Below are 16749 nucleotides of genomic sequence, written 5' to 3' on the forward strand. Positions count from 1 at the left end.
CTGCCCGCCGTCCGCTGCCCGTCCGCGTGCCCGTCGCTCTCCCCTCGTCCTCCCACCTGCCGCCCGCGCTCCGTCCGGCCGCCCTCCGTCCACCGCCGCCCCTCCGAAAGGCCGTCGTCCTTCCCATGTCCGAGCTGGTCTTCTTCTCCGGAACGATGGACTGCGGCAAGAGCACCCTCGCGTTGCAGATCATCCACAACCGCACCGCCCGCGGCCTCCAGGCGGTGATCTTCACCCGGGACGACCGCGCCGGGCAGGGCAAGCTCTCCTCCCGGCTCGGCCTGGTCACCGACGCCGTCGAGGTGGCCGACGACATGGACCTGTACGGCCACCTGATCGGGGTGATCAGCCGCGGCGGCCGGGTGGACTACGTCGTGGTCGACGAGGCACAGTTCCTCGCCCCGGTGCAGATCGACCAGCTCGCCCGGGTGGTGGACGAACTCGACCTGGACGTCTACGCGTTCGGTATCACCACCGACTTCCGCACCCGGCTCTTCCCGGGCTCGCAGCGGCTGATGGAGCTGGCCGACCGGATCGAGGCGCTCCAGGTCGAGGCCCTGTGCTGGTGCGGTGCCCGCGCCACCCACAACGCCCGCACCATAGGCGGCGTCATGGTCGTCGAGGGCGCCCAGGTGGTGATCGGCGACGTGGACCGCGCCGCGGAGGTCGGCTACGAGGTACTGTGCCGCCGCCACCACCGGCGCCGCATGACGAGCGCGTCCGCCGCCGTGGGCTCCCTCTCGCCGGACGTGCTGCCGGTCAACAACCACGGTTGACCCGCCGGTCGGCCTTACCGGGCCCGGCGGCCCTCCCGCCCCGGTGCCGCTGCTGCCCGCGATCGCGTGGGGGTGGGGTGCGCCCGCGCCGCGCGGACCACGACCCACAATGGGGGCATGGAACCCATCATCACCGCGGCCGAACTGGCCGCGGCGCCCGCCTCCACCGCCGTGCTCGACGTCCGCTACGCGATGGGCGGGCCGTCCGGGCACGGCGAGTACGCGGCGGGCCACATCCCCGGCGCCCGCTACGTGGACCTGGACACCGCGCTCGCCGGGGCGCCCGGCCCGCGCGGACGCCACCCGCTGCCCGACACCGGGGTGTTCGGCGCCGCGATGCGCGCGGCCGGGGTCGGCGCGCAGACCGACGTGGTGCTCTACGACGACTGGAACGGCTGGGGTCCGGCCCGCGCGTGGTGGCTGCTGCGCTGGGCGGGACACGAGCGGGTCCGGGTGCTGGACGGCGGCCTGGCGGCGTGGAAGGCCGCGGGGCTGCCGCTGAGCACCGCGGAACCCGCGCCGGGGGACGGGGACTTCGTGCCGCGGCCCGGTGCCCTGCCGGTGCTCGACGCGGCCGGTGCGGCCGCACTCGCCCGCCGCGGGCTGCTGCTGGACGCACGGGCGGGAGAGCGGTACCGCGGCGAGACCGAGCCGATCGACCCGGTCGCCGGCCACATCCCGGGCGCGGTGAGCGCCCCCACGACGGAGAACGTCACCTCGGACGGGCTCTTCCGCGCCCCCGCCGAACTCGCCGCGCGGTTCGGCGCCCTGGGCGCGACGCCCGGCGCCGAGGTGGGCGTCTACTGCGGCTCCGGCGTGTCCGCGACGCACGAGATCCTCGCGCTCGCCGTCGCGGGCGTCCCGGCGGCGCTGTACGTCGGCTCCTGGAGCGAGTGGGGCGCCGACCCCTCCCGTCCGGTGGCCACGGGCGCGCAGCCGGGCTGACCCCCCGCAGGGCGCACGCGTAAGGGGCAACCACCAAGGTGGCTGCCCCTTACGGCCGTCGGCTCCCGGTCGGTGTCCCGATGCCCGCTGCGAAGCCGGTTCACTCCTCCCGGCGCGCAGTAATCCTGCTGCGCTGATCCTGCTGCCTGCTGCCTGCGCTACTCCTGCTTCTTGCGGCGGCTGCCGAAGACGATCTCGTCCCAGCTCGGCACCGTGGCCCGCCGCCCCGGGCGGACGCCGTCCGCCTCGGCCTGGCGGTCGGTGGTGCCCTTCAGACGGTCGCGGTGGCCCGCCACGGCGCGCGGCATCAGGACGTCGGCATAGGCGGAGCCCGCGCCGGCGCTGGCCGCGGGAGCGGCCTCCTCCGGCTCCTCCTCCTGTGCCTCCTCCGCCGGGGCGGAGTCCGGCGGAACCGGGGGAGCGGGCACGACCATGTCGCCACGGAAGCTCGGTACCGCCTCGAGCAGGCTGGTGAGCGAGTCGCGCTCCTCCGACTGCTCCTCGGCGCGCGCCTCGCGGTCGGCCCGGTCGGTGCGGTCCGGTCGCTCGCCGCCGGGGCGGTCCAGCGGCCGGTCCCGGGGCAGCCGGGCGATCCGGGGCACGAACGGGAAGCTCGGCTCCTGGCCCTGGGTCTGAGCGGTCTCGCCGATCAGCGCGCGCGCCTCGTCGTCCACCGCCTGCACCAGGCGGCGCGGCGGGTCGTACGTCCAGCACGCCGAGTGCGGTTCGCCGGCGACCTGGTAGACCAGCAGGACCTCCCAGGTGCCGTCGTCGCGGCGCCAGGAGTCCCACAGCACGGTGTCCTTCTCCGCGCCCCGCAGCAGCAGGCGTTCGGCGACCGCCTCGCCCAACTGCGGCCCGGTGGTCTCGCCCTGGCGGCGGACCGGGGTCTTCCTGGCCCGCTCGGCCATGAAGGCCCGCTCGGCCAGCACCGGCCCCTCGAACCGCCGCACCCGCTCCACCGGGATGCCGCCGAGCTGGGCGACCTCCTCGGCCGAGGCGCCGGCCCGTATCCGCGCCTGGATGTCCCGGGGCCGCAGATGGCTCTCGACCTCGATCTCGATCTGGCCGAGCCGGGCCCGGTCGTTGCGCACGGCGGCGCGCAGCCGCTCGTCGATCGGGAGGGTGTACTCCGTGCTGTCGGCAGCCTTGAGCACCAGTCGGGTGCCGTCGTTGCTGACGGCCACGACCCGCAGTTCGGGCACGGTTACCTCCCGGGTGGTGCCTGCCGACGTCACGTGCGTCGCTGCTCCCGTTGAACGAGTGTGGCCTGCCCGGGTGCAGCGTGCCACAACCTTGCGGAGTTGCCCGGCGTGTCGGGACCAGACGGTGACACGCCGTTATGGGACGGTGGTCGGTCGGCCACCCTGTGTGACCGACTGTGGCACCCCGGGACGAGCGCCCCCGACTCCCCTCCACGCGTCCTTGGCGACCGGCCGGGCACCGGAAGCCAGGATTCGTCACGGTACTCCATTCGGGCCACCAGGGGGCGGCTGCCGCGCCGTCCAATGTCGTGCGGAGGGCGGGAGTTGGGTGACCCGGCTCACACCGGAGTGCGTCATTGATCACCCAAAAGGGTTCTTACGCGGCGAAGTCGCCGTCACCCGTCACGTGCGGGCACCCAGCACCCGGCGCAGGTAGTCGTTCTCGAACAGCCGCTCGGGGTCGAGCCGGTCGCGCAGCGCGGTGAACTCCTCGAAGCGCGGGTAGGCCGAGCGCAGGTACTCCGCGTCCCGGGTGTGCATCTTGCCCCAGTGCGGACGGCCGCCCGCCGCGACCATGATCCGCTCGACGGCGGTGAAGTACTCCTGGTAGCGGCTGCCCCGGTACATGTGCACCGCGACGTAGGCGCTGTCCCGGCCGGAGGCGGTGGACAGCGCGATGTCGTCGGCCGGAGCCACCCGTACCTCCACCGGGAAGCTGATCCGCAGGTCGGACCGCTCCACCATGGACTTCAACTCCCGCAGAACCGGCACCGCGGCCTCCCGCGGCACCGCGTACTCCATCTCGACGAACCGGACCCGGCGCGGGCTGGTGAAGACCTTGTAGGGGATGTCGGTGTACGTCCGGGCCGACAGCGCGCGGCTGGAGATCCTCGCGATCCCCGGGATCGCCGCCGGGGCCACCCTGCCGAGCGCGCAGGCGGCCTGGAAGACGCCGTTGGACAGCAGTTCGTCGTCGATCCAGCCGCGCAGCGCGGGCACGGGGGCGGCCGGGCCCGCGGAGCGGTTGTTGCGCTTGGTGGTGCAGCCCTCGGTGTGCGGGAACCAGTAGAACTCGAAGTGTTCGTTGTCCGCGACGAGCCGGTCGAACTCCGCCGTCACCCGGTCGAAGCTCATCGGCTCCTCCCGGGCGGTGAGCAGGAACAGCGGCTCCACCGCGAAGGTGAGGGCGCTGACCACGCCGAGCGCGCCGAGGCCGATCCGGGCGGCGGCGAACACCTCGGGGTTCCGGTCGGCCGAGCAGTCGAGCACCGACCCGTCGGCGGTGACCAGTTCGAGCGCGGTGATCTGGGCGGCGATCGAGCCGGAGTCGCGGCCGGTGCCATGGGTACCGGTGCTGGTGGCGCCGGCCACGGTCTGCTCCATGATGTCGCCCATGTTCCGCAGCGACAGCCCGGCGGCGGCCAGCGCCGCGTTGAGCTGCCGCAGTTGCACCCCCGCCTCCACGGTGACGGTGCCGGCCTCGGGGTCGATCGACCTGATCGCGGACAGCGCCTCGGGCCGCACCAGCAGCCCGTCGGTGGCCGCGGCTGCGGTGAAGGAGTGGCCGGAGCCGACCGCCTTCACCCGCAGTCCGTCCGCGGCTGCCTTGCGCACCACCGCGGCGAGTTCGTCGACCGACGCGGGCGCGGCGACCCGCCCGGGGCGCGCCGAGACGTTACCCGCCCAGTTACGCCACTCCCTCGCCCTCAAGGGTGCCGAGATGCCGCTGGTGGTCCTGGGTGCTGCTCCGGTCCGCCCCATCGTGGTCCTGCTCCTCCCGATCCGGTGCCGGCCGCAGCCGGCGGTAGCCGAGGAACGCCGCCGCGGCCGCGAAGACCGCTGCGGCGGTGCCCACCCAGAAGGCTGCCCGGGCGCCGTGTGCGTCGATCACCCGACCGGCGAGCGCGGCGCCCGCGGCGACGCCGACCGCGAGACCCGTGCTGGTCCACGTGATGCCCTCGGTCAACCGCCCCCGGGGTACGAGCTGTTCGACCAGGCCCATCGCGTTCACCATCGTGGGGGCGATGGTCAGGCCGGAGAAGAACAGCGCCAATGCCAGGAAAAAAAGATTCCCTATCAGTAGTGGCGGGATCATACTCACCCCCATCAGCACTATGCCCAGCCTGAACCGCCCGGCGACCGTCCCGCGCGGCCGGGTCAGCCCGAACACCACCCCGGCCACGCACGAACCGAGCGCATAGGTCGCCAGCACCACGCTCGCCAGCGCCTTGTGGCCGCGCTCGTCGGCGAACGCGACGGTGACCACCTCCACCGCCCCGAAGACCGCGCCGGTGCCGACGAACACCCCGACCAGCACCGCCAGTCCGGGCGCGGCCAGCACCGAGCCGGCCGACCGGTGCGCGTCCGGGTGCGGCACCGGCTCGGTGGACCGCAGCGCGGTCAGCGCCAGCACCCCCGCGGCCAGGAACACCGTCGCCAGCAGCGGTCCGGCCTCGGCGAACCATCCGGTGCTCAGGCCCACCGACAGGATCGGGCCGACGATGAACACGATCTCGTCGACGACCGCCTCGACGGAGTAGGCGGTGTGCAGCTTCTCCGGGGTGCCGCGCAGGATTTCCGACCAGCGGGAGCGCACCATGGCGCCGGTGCTCGGGGTCGTCCCGGCGCCCAGCACGCACACGAAGTACGCCCAGTCCGGCGCCCCCGCCCACGTGCACACCAGCAGCCCGGCGACCGAGACGACCGTCACCGCGCAGACCGGGCGCAGCACCCGCCGCTGCCCGTACCGGTCGACCATGCGGGAGACGCGCGGGCCGGTCACGGCGCCCGACAGCGCCAGCGTGGCCGACAGCGCGCCGGCCAGGCCGTACCTCCCGGTCACCTGGGAGACCATCGTCACGATGCCGATGCCGAGCATCGACAGCGGCATCCTGCCGACCAGCCCGGCCACGCTGAACGCCATCGCGCCCGGGGTCCGGTAGATCGCTCGGTAAGGGCTGGTCACGTGGCGCTCCCCGGCGTCGTCGCCGTCGGCACGGGCGGGACGGCAAAGGTCCCGCGTAAGGAACATGGCTGGCGCATACAGCTTACGGACGGCGGCAAGTCGTTTTGCGCACCTCGGCGCGCCGTCCCCGGTCGCGCGGCGGCGTATCCCCCCATCCGGGGACGGGCGCGGGGGACGGCGGCCCGAAGTGGCAGGATCGACGGCATGCCTGAAGAGCGTGACCCGCACGCCGTGCCGGACCGACCCGACCTGCCGGACCGACCGGACACCGGCCCCTACGACGCCCTGCTGCTGCTCTCCTTCGGCGGCCCGGAGGGCCCGGACGACGTGGTGCCGTTCCTGGAGAACGTCACCCGGGGGCGCGGCATCCCGCACGAACGTCTGAAGGAGGTCGGCAAGCACTACTTCCTGTTCGGCGGGGTCAGCCCCATCAACGCCCAGAACCGCGAGCTGCTGGACGCCCTGCGCAAGGAGTTCGCCGACCACGGCGTGGACCTGCCGATCCACTGGGGCAACCGCAACTGGGCGCCCTACCTGACCGACGCGCTGCGCGAGATCGCCGACGCCGGGCACCGCCGGGTACTCGTCCTGGCCACCAGCGCCTACGCGTCGTACTCCGGCTGCCGGCAGTACCGGGAGAACCTGGCCGCCTCGCTCGCCGTCCTCGCCGAGGAGGGCCGCCCGGCGCTGCGGGTCGACAAGCTGCGGCACTACTTCAACCACCCGGGCTTCGTGGAGCCGATGGCCGCCAACACGCTGGCCGCGCTGGCCGCGCTGCCCGAGGAGGTGCGCGACGGCGCGCGCCTTGCCTTCACCACGCACTCCATCCCCACCGCCTCCGCCGACACCTCGGGTCCGGTCCCGGGCCACGGCGACGGCGGCGCGTACGTCGCCCAGCACCTGGAGACCGCCCGGCTGGTCGCCGACCGGGTCCGCGAGGCCACCGGCAGGGACCGTGACTGGCAGCTCGTCTACCAGTCGCGCAGCGGTGCCCCGCACATCCCGTGGCTGGAGCCGGACATCTGCGACCACCTGGAGCAGCAGCACGCCGACGGCGCTCCCGCCGTGGTCATGGTGCCGATCGGGTTCGTCTCGGACCACATGGAGGTCAAGTACGACCTCGACACCGAGGCCGCCGCCAAGGCGGCGGAACTGGGTCTGCCGGTCACCCGCGCCGCCACCGTGGGCGCCGACCCGCGGTTCGCCGCCGCCGTGCGCGACCTGGTGCTGGAGCGCGCCGCCACCGAGCGGGGCGCGGCCCCGGTCCGCTGCGCGCTCGGCGCGTTGGGCCCGAGCCACGACGTGTGCCCCGCGGGCTGCTGCCCGGCCGCCGTCCGGGGGCGGCAGCAGCCGCGGCCCGCCGCCGCAGGAACCGACTGAGGAGACCGGAAGATGAGCACACCCGCCACCGGCCCGGCGGCCGCGGACGAGCCGCCCGCCGCCACCGAGGACGCCGCCGGCCCCGCCGCCGGCGAGGACACCGCCGGCGAGGACACCGCCGGCGAGGACACGACCGGAGCGACCGGTCCGGCCGCCACCGGCGAGGACGCCGAACTGCTCGCCATCGCGCTGGAGGCCGCCCGCAGGGCCGGCGCCCTGCTGCGCGACGGCCGCCCCGCGGACCTGGGCGTCGCCGCCACCAAGTCCAGCCCGATCGACGTCGTGACCGAGATGGACATCGCCGCCGAGAAGCTGATCACCGCCTACATCGGCCGGCTGCGCCCCGAGGACGGCTTCCTCGGCGAGGAGGGCGCGAGCCGCGCCGGAACCAGCGGCGTGCGCTGGGTGATCGACCCGCTCGACGGCACGGTGAACTACCTCTACGGCCTGCCCTCCTGGTCGGTGAGCATCGCCGCGGAACGGGACGGCGAGACCGTCGTCGGCGTCGTGGAGGCCCCGATGCGCCGTGAGACCTACCAGGCGGTGCGCGGCGGCGGCGCCTACGTCGGGACCGTGCGGGCCCGCTGCCGCCCCGCCCCCGACTTCGAGCACGCCCTGGTCGCCACCGGCTTCAGCTACCTGCGCGAACGCCGGGTCGCGATGGCCGAGGTGGTCAAGGGCCTGCTGCCGCAGGTCCGCGACATCCGCCGGGCCGGCTCGGCGGCGATCGACCTCGCGGACGTCGGCTGCGGCCGGCTCGACGCGTACTACGAGCGCGGCCTGAACCCGTGGGACCTGGCCGCCGGCGACCTCTTCGCCCGCGAGGCCGGCGCCCTCACCGGCGGACGGCCGGGCGAGCGGCCCTCCGGGGAGCTGGCGGTGGCCGCCCCGCCCGGCCTCTTCGAGCCGCTCCAGCGCCGCCTGGACGAGCTGGGCGCCTGGCACGACTGACCCGGCCGCTCCCGCGCTCCGCGGGCCCGCACGCGGGCGTACACGGCCTTCCGTCCGGTCGCGTGAGGCGGCGGTCACGCGCGGCAGCCGCCCGCGTGACCGCCGCGGGCGGCCCGGAGCCTGCGGGCGACCCGCGCGGGCGGACGACCCGCGGGCGGGCATGCGAACGCCCCGGCACCTTCCTGGTGGCCGGGGCGTGCGGCTTTGGGGGCCGGAGGTTCAGGCGACCTTGGGCCGTACGTCCACTCCGTGCTCCGCGGCGAGGCGGCGCAGGTCGTCCAGCTCGCCCTGTTCGACGTCGGCGAGGAAGTCGTCCCCCGTCTCGCGGGCCCGGCGCAGATCGGACTCCGTGCTGTGTATGCGCTGGAGGATTCCATTCGTGAACGCGTCCATTGTGCGCCCCCTCGTCGTCTCCGTTGACACGCGAGTGTCAAGCCCGCTGCCCTCGCGCGGGAAGCGCGGGGCAAGGCGTGGTGGGTGGGTGTAAAGCCGTCCTCCCCACCCCGCCCGAGGCGGAAACCTCACCGAACGGACGGAAATTCCACGGGCTGCCGGCGTCCCGTTCCGCGGTCCTCCGCGTACCGTCCCTCGGACCGCGGGCGCTCCCCCTTACCGCCGATTTACGGGGGCCCGGTGCAGGATGGGAGTGGATTCCCACAGCTCACGGAAGGAACAGCGCCTTGCGCGTACTGGTCGTCGAGGACGAGCAACTGCTCGCCGATGCGGTTGCCACCGGCCTGCGCCGCGAAGCCATGGCCGTCGACGTGGTCTACGACGGCGGTGCCGCCCTGGAGCGGATCGGCGTCAACGACTACGACGTGGTGGTGCTCGACCGCGACCTGCCGGTGGTGCACGGCGACGAGGTGTGCCGCCAGGTCGTCGGCCTCGGGCTGCCGATGCGGGTGCTCATGCTCACCGCGGCGGGCGACGTCAGCGACCGCGTCGAGGGCCTCGAACTGGGCGCCGACGACTACCTGCCCAAGCCCTTCGCCTTCACCGAGCTGACCGCCCGGGTACGCGCGCTCGGGCGGCGTACGACGGCCGCCCTGCCGCCGGTGCTGGAGCGTTCCGGCATCCGGCTGGACCCCAACCGCCGGGAGGCGTTCCGCGACGGCAGGGAGGTCCACCTCGCGCCCAAGGAATTCGCCGTCCTGGAGGTCCTGATGCGCAGCGAGGGCTCGGTGGTCTCCGCCGAGCAACTGCTGGAGAAGGCCTGGGACGAGAACACCGACCCCTTCACCAACGTGGTGCGGGTCACCGTGATGACGCTGCGCCGCAAGCTGGGCGAGCCGCCGGTCATCGTCACGGTGCCCGGCTCCGGATACCGGATCTGATCCGCCATGGCCCATCCGTCCTCCCCCACCTCCGCGGGGCCGCCCCCGGACCGGCCGTCCACACCGCCGCGCCCGGCGTGGGACCCGGCGCCCCCGGAGACCCCGCCGCCCTGGCTGCGTCCCACCATCCGGATACGGCTGACCGTGCTGTACGGCGGGATGTTCCTGATCGCCGGCGTGGTGCTGCTGTGGATCATCTACCTGCTGGCGGCGCAGGCGATCCACAAGGGCGCCGAGCTGCCGTTCGAGATCGCCGGCATCCAGATCCGCTCGGTCGAGGGCAGCTGCATCCAGGTCACCCCGCAGACCACCAACGACCAGGTGATCAACGCGATCAACGCCTGCATGCAGCACCAGCGGGACGTGGCGCTCGGCACACTGCTCAAGCGGTCGCTGCTGGCACTGATCGGGCTGGCCGTGGTCGCCTTCGCCTTCGGCTACGTGATGGCCGGCCGGGTGCTGGCGCCGCTCGGCCGGATCACCCGCACCGCCCGGAGCGTGGTCGGCTCCGACCTCAAGCGCCGGATCGAGCTGGACGGCCCGGACGACGAGCTGAAGGAGCTGGCCGACACCTTCGACGGCATGCTGGACCGGCTGGAGCGCTCCTTCACCGCCCAGCGCCGGTTCGTCGCGAACGCCTCGCACGAACTGCGCACCCCGCTGGCGATCAACCGCACCCTGCTGGAGGTGCAGCTCGCCGACCCGGACGCCTCGCCGGACCTCCAGCAGCTCGGCAAGACACTCCTTGCGACCAACGAGCGCAGCGAGCAGCTCGTGGAGGGCCTGCTGCTGCTCGCCCGCAGCGAGAACGAGATCGTGGACCGCAAGGCCGTCGACCTCGCGGAGGCGGCCTCCCGGGCCCTGGAGCAGAGCCGCGGGGAGGCGGAGGCGAAGGGCGTGGCGCTGCGCGAGTCGCTGGCCCCCGCGGTCGTGCAGGGCAACGGTGTGCTGCTGGAACGGATCGCGCTGAACCTGGTGCAGAACGCCGTGCGGTACAACGTCCAGGAGGGCGGCTGGGTCGACGTGACCACCAGGGTCGAGCACGGCCAGGCGCTCCTGGTGGTGGCGAACACCGGTCCGGTGGTTCCCGCCTACGAGGTGGACAACATGTTCGAGCCGTTCCGCCGGCTGCGCACCGAGCGCACCGGCAGCGACAAGGGCGTCGGGCTCGGGCTGTCCATCGCCCGGTCGGTCGCCAGAGCGCACGGCGGGGTGATCAGCGCGGAGCCGCGCGAGGGAGGCGGCCTGGTCATGCGGGTCGCGATCCCGATGTGACGCCCGGTGGGCACCGGCCACGGGCTGTGAAGCGCGTCACGCCCCCGCCGGGCGCGACGCGCCGGGCCGCCCGGGGAGCCTGTTCGCTTTGCGAGTAATCGGCACTTCCGGCCCGGCCGCCCGCCACCTGTGATCGATTGCACACAGGACCCTCACCGTGTGTACGCTCGGTGATCACAGATCTGGGAGAAACAGCAGTAAATTCCATGTTTCCGCAGGTCATGATCACGGGAAGTACACGGAGAGATATCCCTGGCGGATGGCTTTCGGACCGCCATGGACCATGATCGGCCACCCTCACGATCACCTCTTCGGGGGCGTCATTGGGTGTCGATTGAGTAACGGGCCTTGATGTGAGGCAAAATCTCCGCCTCGGGTCGGGCACAAGTCCGGCCTCCCGCGCGTTACGTGCGCTGGAGACACCACAGACACCCACAGGGGGAGAGCGAAATGGCTACGGATTACGACACCCCACGCAAGACCGACGATGACGTCAATGAGGACAGCATCGAGGAACTGAAGGCCCGGCGGAACGAGAAGTCGACCTCCGCGGTCGACGTCGACGAGTTCGACCAGGCGGAGTCCCTGGAACTGCCCGGCGCGGACCTCTCCAACGAGGAGCTCTCGGTCCGCGTGCTTCCCCGTCAGGCGGACGAGTTCACGTGCATGAGCTGCTTCCTGGTGCACCACCGCAGCCAGCTCGCCGCGGAGAAGAACGGGAACCCCATCTGCCGCGACTGCGCGGCCTGACCGGGCAGGCGCCGTGACCGGCTCACCGGAGAAGAGAAGGAACGTCGAGCGGGGCCGCGCGGCCTCGCTCGCGGCCGCGACCGCCCGCGGGGTCACACGGGGCGTCGGCGGCGGAGCCCGTGCGGGCGGGCGGCTGGCCAGGGCCGGCGCGACGTCGGTCGCCGAGCGGCTCCTGGAGACCGCTCCGCGCATCCCCGTCCGGGAACTCGCCACGCTGCGCGCCCAGTTCCCCGGGCTCGGGCCCGACGAGATCGCCGACCGGCTGATCGCCGCCGCGGTGAAGGGCACCATGACGGTCGGCGCCGGTGTGGGCGCTGCCGCCATGATGCCGGTCCCGCCCGCCATGCCCACCGAGCTGGCCACCGAGACGCTGGGCGTGGCCGCCGTCGAGTACAAGCTCATCGCCGAGCTGCACGAGGTCTACGGCCTGCGCGCGCCCGGCTCCGTCCGCGAGCGCGCCAGTGCGTACCTCTGGTCCTGGACCCAGCAGCGCGGCATCGACGCGCTGCGGCTGTCCACCCTCAACGTGGCGCTGGGCACCAGCATGAAGCGGGAGATGCGCCAGCGGCTGCTGCGCCGCAGCCTCAGGCACATGCCCGCGCTCACCCCGTTCATGATCGGCGCCGCCGTCGGCGCGGTGATGAACCGGCGCGACACCCGCCGACTCGCCACCCGGGTCCGCAAGGACCTGCGCGCGCACCAGCTTCCGTGGCCCCAGCCCGCCGACGCCCCGTCGGCCTCCGCCGCCCGCGGCCGGGCGGCCGCCACCGGCCTGCCGCCCCAACTGCCCGGCGCCACCGACAGCTGAGGGCTGTCCCGCCGGCGGTTCGAGCCCCGCGGACCGTTCCCGGCCCGCTCGGCGGCTCCCTGAGGTACCGGGCAGGTCCGACCGGGAGGTACACGGCCCCGTGCCGGTCTCCGGCAGGGCCCTGTGCGGGACGCGCCGCCTGCCCCCGGGTCCTTGGGCCTAGGCCGCCCGCCCGGCCGTCCTGAGGGCGTTCAGCGCCTCGGCGAGCCGCTTCGGCGAGCGGGTCGACAGGTAGACGTACGGCGTGGGGTCGGCCGGATCGGTCACCTCCACCTTCACCGCCGTCGGCACGTAGGACCGCAGCAGCATGAACGCCCGCGGGTCCGCCTTGTACGACCGCCAGGCCACCGCCTCCGCCGGGCCGAGCACCAGCGCGTCGCCCAGCGCCTCCAGGGGGATGCGCGCCTTGCCCGCGACCAGCGAGCCGGCCACCACGCGGATGCGCGCGGAACCGTACGAGCTGACCGTCATCATCGCCAGCGCCCCGCCCACGACCAGGCCGCCCAGCATGGCGAGCAGGCCGAAGGGGAAGAAGGCCAGGGCCAGGAAGACGCCGATGCCGATGGCCATGAACCACCAGGAGCGGGGCACGGTGAGGCGTTCGTCGTACGGCTGCGAAGCGGGCATGGCACAAGCCTGCCATGCCCGTCCGCGCCCTCGGGGCCGGGTGTGCGGGCCGCGGCGGCGCCTCCCGGGCCGCCCCCGCGCCGCAGGCGTACCGCGTCTCCGCGTCGGGCTTCCGCGCCGACCTGCGCGCCGGACCTGCGCGGGGCGACCGGTCCCGTACGCCCGCGTGCGACCGCCCGCCGCGGACCGGGGGCGCTCACACCTTCGCGCGATAAGGTCTGCGGCGTGAGTGCAGCCACGACACCCCCCCATGCGGGCCGACCGGGCCTGGTGCCGCCGCCCGGTGCCGTCGCGCCCGTCCGCCATCCCGAGGCACCCGCGCCCGGCGAACTGCTCGGCGCGCACTACGACCAGTGTTTCGGCTGCGGCGAGAGCCAGCCGTACGGGCTGCACCTGGCGGCCAGGGCCGGTGAAGACGTCAGCGTCACCGCGGAGTTCACCGTGCAGCCCGCCCACCAGGGCGCGCCCGGCCTCGCGCACGGCGGGGTGCTGGTCGCCGCGCTGGACGAGACGCTGGGCTCGCTGAGCTGGATACTCCGGGTCATCGCGGTCACCGGACGGCTGGAGTCGGACTTCGTCCGGCCCGTCCCGGTGGGCGCCACCCTGCACCTGTCCGCGCGCTGCACCGCCGTGGACGGCCGCAAGATCTACGGCAGCGCCGTGGGCCGGATCGGCGGGCCGGACGGCCCGGTCGCGGTCCGCGCCGACGCGCTGTTCGTCGAGGTGAAGATCGACCACTTCACCAGCAACGGCCGACCCGACGAGATCCAGGCCGCGATGTCCGACCCCGACCAGGTCAAGGTCGCCCGCGCTTTCGAGGTGAACCCATGAGCAGGCCCCCGGTGGACGTGCTGCTGCACCGGCTCGACCCGTCGGTGCCGGTCCCGGCGTACGCGCATCCCGGCGACGCGGGCGCCGACCTGATCACCACCGAGGCGGCCGAACTGGCGCCGGGCGAGCGGACGGTGCTGCCGACCGGCATCGCCGTCGCGCTGCCGGACGGCTACGCGGCCTTCGTCCACCCGCGCTCCGGCCTTGCCGCGCGCTGCGGGGTGGCGATGGTGAATGCCCCGGGAACGGTCGATGCCGGGTACCGTGGGGAGATCAAGGTGATCGTGGTCAATCTCGACCCGCGCGAGACCGTCAGGTTCGAGCCGGGCGACCGGATCGCCCAACTGGTCGTCCAGCAGGTCGAGCGGGTCCGCTTCCACGAGGTCGCGGAACTACCGGGATCTGCCAGGGCCGCGGGGGGCTTCGGCTCCACGGGGGGTCACGCCGCGGTGCAGACACCGTCGGCGGGCACGTCCAGCAACGGATACGCATCGGTCGGCAGCGACCGGGAAGGACAGTGACCGTGTTCCGTCGTCGCAAGGAGCGCGAAGACGCCATCGACGAGCTCGACGAGGCCGAGGGCCCCGACGACTCGGCCGAGGACGCCGCGGAGTCGGACGACGCCGAGGAGTCGTCGGGGTACAACCTTCCGCCCGCCCCCCGGCCCGACGGCCCGTGGGACATCGGCGAGGTCCAGGAGCCCGGCGAGGGCCGGGTGGACCTCGGCGGCCTGTTCGTGCCCGGTGTCGAGGGCATGGAGCTGCGGGTCGAGGTGGCCGGCGAGTCGATCGTGGCCGCGACCGTGGTGCTGCGCGACAGCGCCGTCCAGCTCCAGGCGTTCGCCGCCCCGAAGTCCGAGGGGATCTGGGGCGAGGTGCGCGAGGAGATCGCCTCGGGCATCACCCAGCAGGGCGGCGTCGTCGACGAGGTCGAGGGTCCGCTCGGCTGGGAGCTGCGCGCGCAGGTGCCGGTCCAACTGCCCGACGGCACCAACGGGGTGCAGCTCGTGCGCTTCGTCGGCTGCGACGGCCCGCGCTGGTTCCTGCGCGGGGTCATCTCCGGCCAGGGCGCGGTGCAGCCGGCCGCGGCGGGCGTGCTGGAGTCGGTCTTCCGTGACACCGTGGTGCTGCGCGGCGAGGCCCCGATGGCGCCCCGCGACCCGATCGTGCTGAAGCTCCCCAACGACGCGCAGATGGTGCCCGACGGCGCCTCGCCCGAGCAGGGCGAGCCGTCGAAGTTCGGCGACGGGATCGACCCGATGCGGCGCGGTCCGGAGATCACCGAACTGCACTGAACCACGGGCGTCGCGGCCCGGCGGGATCCGCCGGACACGCCCTTGCCCCCGCACCCGGCCGCCGGACGATCCGGCGGCCGGGTGTCCGGTTTCCCGGGCCCTCCGTGGTCTTCCGGGCCCGCCGCGTGCGGCGCGATCGTTATCCGACCACCAGCCGGAATCCGCCCGGCCGCGGCGTACGGTACGGGGGACGCGGCGGCCGGGGACGGCCACGGCGCGGCTCCGCGCGACCGGGGGGCCGGCCGGCCCGGGGGAGGAGGACGCATGAGCGAGCAGTCCGCCGGACAGGCGGGGGCGGCGGCGGGGACCGCCGTCGCGGAGGCGGAGCGGGCGGAGCAGAGCGGCATGGTCGTGGTCGAGGACCTGCGCCGCACCTACGGCGCGGGGGACACCGCGGTGCCGGCCCTGCGCGGGGTGTCCTTCCGGGTGCCGCGCGGCGAACTGGTCGCGCTCAAGGGCCGTTCCGGGTCCGGCAAGACCACGATCCTCAACCTGGTGGGCGGCCTGGACACGCCGGACGGCGGCCGGATCACCGTCGACGGCACCGACCTCGCGGGGCTCGGCGACGACGAGCTGCTGGCCCTGCGCCGCGACCGGATCGGCTTCGTCTTCCAGTCCTTCGGGCTCATCCCGATCCTGACCGCCGCCGAGAACGTCGGCGTGCCGATGCGGCTGCGCAGGACCCCGGTGCGCGAGCGCGAGGAGCGCGTCGCGCTGCTGCTCGGGCTGGTCGGTCTCGCCGAGCACGCCGCGCAGCGGCCGGGGGAGTTGTCCGGCGGCCAGCAGCAGCGCGTCGCGATCGCCCGCGCGCTCGCCAACCGCCCGGTGCTGCTGATCGCCGACGAGCCCACCGGCCAGCTCGACGCGGACACCGGACTGGCGGTGATGGAGCTGTTGCGCGCGGTGGTGCGCAGCGAGGGGGTGACCGCGCTGGTGGCCACCCACGACGCGCAGTTGCTGGCGCTGGCCGACCGCGTGCTCGAACTGCGGGACGGGCGGATCGTGGACCCGGAGCAGGACGCCGAAGCGGAACGGCCCGCCGGCGGGGACCGGCCGGGCGGAGCGCCGGCCGGGCAGCGGTAGCCGGGGGCGCAGCGCCCCGCTCGGGGGCGGCCGGCGGTGCGTTCCGGAGGCGTGCCCGGCGGTGTGTTCCGGAGGCGTGCCCGGGCCCCTGGTCCCGCGCGGACATCCCGGTACCCTTGGCGATATGAGTGGTGGCACCCGTTCCGACCGGCCCGCGGGCCGCTTCCGTCGCATGCTCGACCGGCTGTCCTCCTCGCAGGAGGAACTGCACTCCGAGGAGCTGCAACAGGACGCGCTGGCCGTCGGCTGCACGCGGATCTGCGACTGCTCCGATCGGCAGATCGTGTCCGTGACCGGTACGCTGCGTACGGTCACGCTCCGTCCCCGGGCCGGCGTGCCGGCACTGGAAGCCGAGTTGTTCGACGGTTCGGCCGCACTTGACGTGGTGTGGCTGGGGCGCCGCAGCATCGTCGGCATAGAACCCGGGCGCATGATCATCGCGTCCGGCCGGATCTCCATGAACCGAGGCCGTCCGGTGCTGTTCAACCCCAAGTACGAACTGCGTCCGGTCGGACAGGAGTAACC

Annotated in this window: 18 protein-coding genes; 13 read left to right on the forward strand and 5 right to left on the reverse strand. The window is 74.0% G+C overall.

From position 1 onward, the window contains the following. The first annotated feature begins 125 nt into the window (after positions 1 to 125). On the forward strand, positions 126 to 776 hold the full coding sequence (locus RVR_RS28120) for a thymidine kinase (protein WP_202236698.1): 651 nt from the start codon (positions 126 to 128) through the stop codon (positions 774 to 776). 117 nt (positions 777 to 893) lie between these two features. Then, the gene (locus RVR_RS28125) at positions 894 to 1721 is read left to right on the forward strand and encodes a sulfurtransferase (protein WP_202236700.1); all 828 of its coding nucleotides are present in this window, start codon (positions 894 to 896) and stop codon (positions 1719 to 1721) included. 158 nt (positions 1722 to 1879) lie between these two features. On the opposite strand, the gene sepH is transcribed toward RVR_RS28125, so the two are convergent. The 3 genes from sepH to RVR_RS28140 form a co-directional block, all read right to left on the reverse strand. After that, a complete protein-coding gene (gene sepH / locus RVR_RS28130; RefSeq protein WP_202236702.1) occupies positions 1880 to 2959 on the reverse strand; it encodes a septation protein SepH in 1080 nt (359 codons plus the stop codon). Positions 2960 to 3328: 369 nt separating this feature from the next. Beyond that, a complete protein-coding gene (locus tag RVR_RS28135; RefSeq protein ID WP_202236704.1) occupies positions 3329 to 4687 on the reverse strand; it encodes a D-arabinono-1,4-lactone oxidase in 1359 nt (452 codons plus the stop codon). Beyond that, positions 4614 to 5891 (reverse strand): MFS transporter, encoded by a 1278-nt coding sequence (locus tag RVR_RS28140; protein WP_202236706.1) that lies wholly within the window; start codon positions 5889 to 5891, stop codon positions 4614 to 4616. Before RVR_RS28140 ends, RVR_RS28135 begins: the two co-directional genes overlap by 74 nt. A gap of 204 nt (positions 5892 to 6095) precedes the next feature. Between RVR_RS28140 and RVR_RS28145 the strand changes: the two genes are divergently transcribed. Together RVR_RS28145 and RVR_RS28150 are read left to right on the forward strand one after the other, a co-directional pair. Then, positions 6096 to 7271, forward strand: a complete 1176-nt coding sequence (locus RVR_RS28145; RefSeq protein WP_202236708.1) for a ferrochelatase — start codon at positions 6096 to 6098, stop codon at positions 7269 to 7271. 12 nt (positions 7272 to 7283) lie between these two features. Continuing rightward, on the forward strand, positions 7284 to 8222 hold the full coding sequence (locus RVR_RS28150; RefSeq protein ID WP_202236710.1) for an inositol monophosphatase family protein: 939 nt from the start codon (positions 7284 to 7286) through the stop codon (positions 8220 to 8222). Positions 8223 to 8441: 219 nt separating this feature from the next. On the opposite strand, the gene RVR_RS28155 is transcribed toward RVR_RS28150, so the two are convergent. Then, positions 8442 to 8615, reverse strand: coding sequence for a hypothetical protein (locus tag RVR_RS28155; protein ID WP_202236712.1), 174 nt, complete (start codon positions 8613 to 8615; stop codon positions 8442 to 8444). A 287-nt stretch (positions 8616 to 8902) separates the two neighbouring features. Here RVR_RS28155 and RVR_RS28160 point away from each other — a divergent pair, with 287 nt between their 5' ends. The 4 genes from RVR_RS28160 to RVR_RS28175 all read left to right on the forward strand — a co-directional run bounded on the left by RVR_RS28160 (position 8903) and on the right by RVR_RS28175 (position 12389). Then, the gene (locus tag RVR_RS28160; protein ID WP_202236715.1) at positions 8903 to 9556 is read left to right on the forward strand and encodes a response regulator transcription factor; all 654 of its coding nucleotides are present in this window, start codon (positions 8903 to 8905) and stop codon (positions 9554 to 9556) included. Between the two features lie 6 nt (positions 9557 to 9562). Then, positions 9563 to 10831 (forward strand): sensor histidine kinase, encoded by a 1269-nt coding sequence (locus RVR_RS28165; RefSeq protein WP_202236716.1) that lies wholly within the window; start codon positions 9563 to 9565, stop codon positions 10829 to 10831. 450 nt (positions 10832 to 11281) lie between these two features. Then, positions 11282 to 11581, forward strand: a complete 300-nt coding sequence (locus RVR_RS28170; protein ID WP_103884889.1) for a DUF4193 domain-containing protein — start codon at positions 11282 to 11284, stop codon at positions 11579 to 11581. Between the two features lie 13 nt (positions 11582 to 11594). Next, positions 11595 to 12389: a hypothetical protein gene (locus tag RVR_RS28175; RefSeq protein ID WP_237405009.1), complete on the forward strand. Its 795-nt coding sequence runs from the start codon at positions 11595 to 11597 to the stop codon at positions 12387 to 12389. Positions 12390 to 12548: 159 nt separating this feature from the next. Here RVR_RS28175 and RVR_RS28180 read toward each other — a convergent pair whose 3' ends face one another. Continuing rightward, on the reverse strand, positions 12549 to 13016 hold the full coding sequence (locus tag RVR_RS28180) for a DUF3093 domain-containing protein (RefSeq protein WP_202236717.1): 468 nt from the start codon (positions 13014 to 13016) through the stop codon (positions 12549 to 12551). A gap of 225 nt (positions 13017 to 13241) precedes the next feature. Here RVR_RS28180 and RVR_RS28185 point away from each other — a divergent pair, with 225 nt between their 5' ends. The 5 genes from RVR_RS28185 to RVR_RS28205 all read left to right on the forward strand — a co-directional run bounded on the left by RVR_RS28185 (position 13242) and on the right by RVR_RS28205 (position 16747). Then, positions 13242 to 13847 (forward strand): PaaI family thioesterase, encoded by a 606-nt coding sequence (locus tag RVR_RS28185; RefSeq protein ID WP_430393189.1) that lies wholly within the window; start codon positions 13242 to 13244, stop codon positions 13845 to 13847. After that, the gene (dut, locus tag RVR_RS28190; RefSeq protein ID WP_202236718.1) at positions 13844 to 14368 is read left to right on the forward strand and encodes a dUTP diphosphatase; all 525 of its coding nucleotides are present in this window, start codon (positions 13844 to 13846) and stop codon (positions 14366 to 14368) included. The genes RVR_RS28185 and dut overlap by 4 nt, the downstream gene beginning before the upstream one ends. A 2-nt stretch (positions 14369 to 14370) precedes the next feature. After that, positions 14371 to 15141 (forward strand): DUF3710 domain-containing protein, encoded by a 771-nt coding sequence (locus tag RVR_RS28195; protein ID WP_202236720.1) that lies wholly within the window; start codon positions 14371 to 14373, stop codon positions 15139 to 15141. A 264-nt stretch (positions 15142 to 15405) separates the two neighbouring features. After that, positions 15406 to 16224 (forward strand): ABC transporter ATP-binding protein, encoded by an 819-nt coding sequence (locus tag RVR_RS28200; RefSeq protein ID WP_202236722.1) that lies wholly within the window; start codon positions 15406 to 15408, stop codon positions 16222 to 16224. Between the two features lie 124 nt (positions 16225 to 16348). Then, positions 16349 to 16747, forward strand: coding sequence for an OB-fold nucleic acid binding domain-containing protein (locus tag RVR_RS28205; protein ID WP_202236724.1), 399 nt, complete (start codon positions 16349 to 16351; stop codon positions 16745 to 16747). The last annotated feature ends 2 nt before the right edge of the window (positions 16748 to 16749 follow it).

It is taken from the genome of Streptomyces sp. SN-593, from assembly GCF_016756395.1.
In the GTDB taxonomy this organism is placed as follows: domain Bacteria; phylum Actinomycetota; class Actinomycetes; order Streptomycetales; family Streptomycetaceae; genus Actinacidiphila; species Actinacidiphila reveromycinica.